Origin of the sequence: Aquimonas sp. (assembly GCF_044377145.1) — a bacterium.
Taxonomy (GTDB): domain Bacteria; phylum Pseudomonadota; class Gammaproteobacteria; order Xanthomonadales; family Xanthomonadaceae; genus Aquimonas.
On sequence record NZ_JBILJQ010000146.1, the window covers coordinates 1 to 4,977 of the forward strand.

At 65.2% G+C, this 4,977-nt stretch carries 4 protein-coding genes; 2 read left to right on the plus strand and 2 right to left on the minus strand.

Annotation, left to right across the window (positions count from 1 at the left end):
- Positions 1-127 precede the first annotated feature (127 nt).
- The gene (locus tag ACIQ7H_RS21720; RefSeq protein WP_395795505.1) at positions 128-346 is read right to left on the minus strand and encodes a hypothetical protein; all 219 of its coding nucleotides are present in this window, start codon (positions 344-346) and stop codon (positions 128-130) included.
- A gap of 16 nt (positions 347-362) precedes the next feature.
- Here ACIQ7H_RS21720 and ACIQ7H_RS21725 point away from each other — a divergent pair, with 16 nt between their 5' ends.
- Complete coding sequence (locus ACIQ7H_RS21725; RefSeq protein WP_395795507.1) at positions 363-854, plus strand: hypothetical protein; 492 nt, start codon at positions 363-365, stop codon at positions 852-854.
- Between the two features lie 221 nt (positions 855-1,075).
- Here ACIQ7H_RS21725 and rtcR read toward each other — a convergent pair whose 3' ends face one another.
- Positions 1,076-2,671 (minus strand): RNA repair transcriptional activator RtcR, encoded by a 1,596-nt coding sequence (gene rtcR, locus ACIQ7H_RS21730; RefSeq protein WP_395795509.1) that lies wholly within the window; start codon positions 2,669-2,671, stop codon positions 1,076-1,078.
- 216 nt (positions 2,672-2,887) lie between these two features.
- Here rtcR and ACIQ7H_RS21735 point away from each other — a divergent pair, with 216 nt between their 5' ends.
- Positions 2,888-4,435, plus strand: coding sequence for a TROVE domain-containing protein (locus ACIQ7H_RS21735; RefSeq protein ID WP_395795511.1), 1,548 nt, complete (start codon positions 2,888-2,890; stop codon positions 4,433-4,435).
- Positions 4,436-4,977: the final 542 nt, after the last annotated feature.

Here is a 4,977-nt window from a genome sequence, read left to right on the forward strand (position 1 = left end):
GGCGGAAGATGTTTCTGGCGGGCGAACCCGCAACGGCTTTGGCATGGGAGTCTCCGAACAAAGCCGCCCTAGAATGAGAGATAACGTGCTGCGTCACTGTCTCGTGGAGTGTAGGCGCGTAGGGCGGCTACTCGCTGGCGGTCGCACCGGCTGCGCAGGTCAAGTGCCTGGTGTTTGCCACCGCAGGCGCAGGCTCCAACCTGGCGACTACGGCGCCGCAGTGCGGCACCGGCGGATCCTCCAGCAGTTCCTCAAGCAGCTCCTCCAGCAGTAGTTCGTCCTCGTCGTCAGGCGGCGGCACGCCAGCAATCACGCTGAGTGCCAGCGGTACGACCAGCGCGGTCAATCTCACCTGGACGCCGGTGAACCTGACCCCGGCATCGCAGGAGGTCTATCGCGACATCGACGCCACGCCTGCAGGCCGGACGCGAATCGGCATTGTCGGCTCCACCATCCGCAGCTACAGCGACACTACCGCGGTGGCCGGCACCCAGTACTGGTACTGGGTGACGAACACGACCAACGGGGTGGTCACCGAGTCCGCTGCGGTTTCCGCGAGACGCACAGCTTCGAGCTCGTCCAGCAGTTCGTCAAGCAGCAGCTCCAGCGGCGGCACTCCACCACCCCTGAGCGGCACGGGCGACTACCCAGCTGGTTTCAGCAAGTGCGCCGATGCAGGCGGCACCTGCGCGGTTACACGCGGCACCGGCTGGGTGGCCTACGGACGCAAGGGCAATTGGGTGCTGCGCTTCGTCGGCGTCGGCGTCGGCGTCGGCAACAGCATCGCCTGCACCACGGCCGCGTTTGGCAGTGACCCGGGCGGCAACCCCAACAAGTGTTCGCACAGGAACTGATCGCTCAACTTGCAACACGGAAGGGCCGGCCTCTGCGCCGGCCCTTCCGCGCTGTGCGGGCTGCCCAGTCCGACACCTATCAGAAGTTGAGGATTGAGTTCGCACGCCGGGCACGTTTCCGTACCGCGCGCAGGCCGAACAGACGCTCTCCATCAAGAGTCGCCGGACCATAGGGCGCACGAAGTGAACTTCCGCCCGGGAAGCCGACGTCCGACAGGCTGCTAGGCACGGGCGTGCACCGCCTCGAAATCGAGATCGAATCGGGCCAGATATTTGCGCAGCCGATCTGCGTCATTGCTGCTGCGCTTGCGCTCGCGGCTTGCGCTGAACAGCCTGCGTCCGGCCTCGCTCAAGCTGCGGCACTCGGCGCAAACACGCAGCACCTCGGCCAGCTGCACCTGATCGAAGCGATCGAGCTCAGCAACCGCCTCGCCCAACACCGACTGCAGGAGATCCTGCCCCGGCATCGACTCACGCGCGCCCAGCTGCGGTGCCCACAGCCGGCGCAGGCGTCCGATCTCTTCCTGAACGTTCTCGACGGTGATGCGACCCGACTCCGCGAGCGTGGCCATACGCGTCACCGAGGCGCCGAGGTCGCGAAAATTGCCCGGCCAGATCGCCTCCGCACAGGTCGCGAAGCGCAGATAGGTCTGCCGCGCCTCACGGTTGAACCCCACCCGCTCGCCCTGCAGACGCGCATGCCGCTCCAGTTCGAAATCGAGGTTGGGCTCGATGTCTTCGCTGCGTTCCTTCAGCCCCGGCAGATAGAAGGTCCACAGGTTCAGCCGCGCATACAGATCCTCGCGAAACCGCCCCTGCGCCACTGCGTCGCCAAGATCGCGATTGGTGCCCGCCAGCAGTTGGAACTCGCTGCTGACCTCACGATCTCCGCCCAGCGGCAGAAAGCGCTTGTCCTCGATCGCGCGCAGCAGCATGGCCTGTTCATCCAAGCCCAGCTCACCGATCTCGTCGAGAAACAGCAGCCCGCCGTCGGCACTCTTGAGATGCCCGACGCGCTCGTTCTGCGCGCCGGTATAGGCGCCTTTGACGTGCCCGAAAAGCGCGCTGCCGGCACCATCGCCACGCAGGGTCGCGCAGTTGACCTCGACGAATCGCCCGGCCAGATCGTGCCGCTGTTGCTTCAGCTCGAACAGATTGCGCGCCAGCATGCTTTTGCCCGCACCGGTCGGACCCATCAGAAGGATCGGCGCCTTCGAGCGCACGGCCACGCGCTCGATCTGGTCGATCATGCGGTTGAACGCCGGGCTGCGGGTCTGGATCCCGCTCTTCAGAAACTGCGCGGTCTCCAGCCGCTCATCGGCAAACCGGCGCGCAATCCGATCGTAACGCGCCAGATCCAGATCGATGATGCTGAAGCTGCCCGGGTCGCCCGCCTGCTGCTTGCGCGGCGGTGAGGTCTGCAGCAGTCGGCCCGGCATGAAGCGCGCCTCGGTCAGCAGAAACCAGCAGATCTGCGCCACATGCGTGCCGGTGGTGATGTGGACCAGATAATCCTCGCGCTCCGGGTCGAACGGATAAGCGCGCACGAAGTCATGCAGGACCGAATACACCGCTTCGAAATCCCAGGGATCCTGCAGATACACGTCGCGCGAAACCACCTCGGTGTGCGGCGACTGCGCGGCAAGATCAGCGCTGACCTGCTTCAGCAGATTGCCAAAGCGACGCTCATCCAGCAGCAGCTCGATGCGGTCGACCCAGAGGTCCTCGAACATGCCGAGGCTGACCGTGGGCCGCCATTTCTCCCAGCGCCCCGCACCGCCGCCGGCATCCAGCGAAGTCCCAAGGAAACCAATCACGACGAGTGGTCTGCGTCCGGCTGCAGGCGTGCGCGCGTTATCCATTTGGATATTTTCATAGCTCAGAAGAGAGGGCGCGAGCATAGCCGAGACCCGGTCGAGTTCGAAAAGTACTTTTTATTCAATCACTTAAACTCATCCATCAAAGTTGGCACGACCCTTGATATAGCCCAAGCAGACCCGGCAGCCCGCCGGACCCGTTCAAGGAATTCCGCCATGATCAATCGACTGTTGTTCGGCACCGCCGGCGCCAACGCGCTGCAGCCGGCCGACACGCGGAATCAGGCCGGCGCCCCCGCCTACGCACTGTCTCCCAAGCACAGCCTGGCCCAGCTGGCGATGACCGGTTGCCTGAACTCGACCTACTACAGCGATGCGGAGTCCCAGCTGGATGCACTGCTGGCGGCCTGCTTCGATGTCGACAGCCGTTTCGTTGCCCGCGCTGCCCTGCATGCCCGCCGCCACGGCCGCATGAAGGACACGCCGGCCCTGTTGTGTGCCTATCTCGCCAGTTTCAACGGCGAGCTGCTGGAGCAGGTGTTCAGCCGAGTGATCGACAGCGGACGCATGTTGCGCGCCTTTGTTCAGATCCTGCGCTCGGGCCGGGTCGCGCGGACCAGCCTCGGTTCGCAGCCGAAGCGTCTGGTGCAGAACTGGTTGAACGGCTGCAGCGATACCGAGTTCATCCGCGCGATGGTGGGCCAGCAGCCCTCGATCGCCGATGTGATCCGGATGGTGCATCCGAAGCCGCTGACCCGTGAGCGCGAGGCGCTGTTCGCCTATGCGCTCGGCCGCCCCTACCTGCCGGAACGCTTGCCGCCCGCGCTGCAGGCTTTCGAGGCCTTCAAGCGCGATGCCAGCCAGCCGGTGCCCGAGCTGCCGTTCCAGCTGCTGACCGGGCTGGCGCTCAGCCCGGCGCACTGGAAGGCGATTGCGTCGAGCTGCAGCTGGACCACCCTGCGGATGAACTTGAACACGTTCCAGCGGCACGGCGTGTTCGAGGACAGCCATCTGGTGAACCGGTTGGCGAAGCGGCTGGCCGATGGCGAGCAGGTGCAGCGCGCCGGCGCGTTCCCGTACCAGTTGCTGGCTACACAGCGCGCCGTGCAGGACCTGCCGCCGCGGCTGCAGCAGGCGCTGTGCGAGGCGCTGCAGCATTCGGTTCGGGCGGTGCCGGCGCTGTCAGGCTCACTGGCGCTCGCAGTCGACGTGTCGGGCTCGATGGTGTCGCCGATCACCGGGCATCGTCGCGGCGCCACGACGGCAGTGCGCTGTGTTGATGTGGCCGCGCTGTTTGCGGCGGCGCTGCTGGTACGCAATCCGGAGGCCGAGGTCTTGCCGTTCGACGAACGTGTTCGTCCCTGGCAGGCGCCGCGCGGCGGATTGCGCGCAGTCACGGAATCGCTGGCCGGCCTGATCGGCGGCGGGACCGCGATCAGTGCGCCGCTGGAACAACTGGCGAAGCGCCGCGCGCCACCGGATCTGGTCGTGCTGTTTTCGGACAACCAGAGCTGGCTGCACGCACATCAGTACGGCGGCACCGAAGCACTGGCGCAGTGGCACAAGCTGAAGCAGCGCAACCCGGCCGCACGCCTGGTCTGCGTTGACCTGCAGCCCTATGCCAACGCGCAGCTGCCCGAACGCGTCGACGTGCTGAACATCGGCGGCTTCTCGGACGCGGTGTTCGAACGCATCGCCGAGTTCGCCCGCGGCAAGGACGGCGCGGGGCACTGGGTTGAGCGCATCGAAGCTGAGACGCTCTGAACCTGAAACCGGTTGCATCCACCGAATGCCCGCGGGAGTACATCGGGATTGGCCTGTTCGACCCAGGCGCGCCGCTCATACCGGCGAAACCTCTCGCACCCACTTGTCGGCTGATGCATGAAAAACACGAGCCCCGTCTCCCCACCAAGGGAGACGGGGGATTAACAACCTCTTCGGAGGCTTCACTTCAACACCCAGTTCGACGGTAGCGAATGCCCCGGGGACTACATGCCTGTCACGCCGCCGGTTGCGGGTTCGAGTCCCGCCAGCTCCTGCGAGCTGTAGCTCAATGGTTAGAGCAGCGCTGTCTCCACCCACCTTGTCGCCACGTCGATTCAACTTCAGCACCGCAACACACGCTCCGCTTTCGGTTCCGCGAATGCCCAGGGGACTACATCTAATCCAAATGTCGCGGGTTCGAATCCCGCCGGGCCTCTCGTCCCGGAACGTGTCAACCCTTTCCCAACACTCGGCGACGTTTTTTCTAACTAACCACCTCCGGCAGATCGAGCTCAACGGGTGTGGATCTGGCCTTGAGCGCG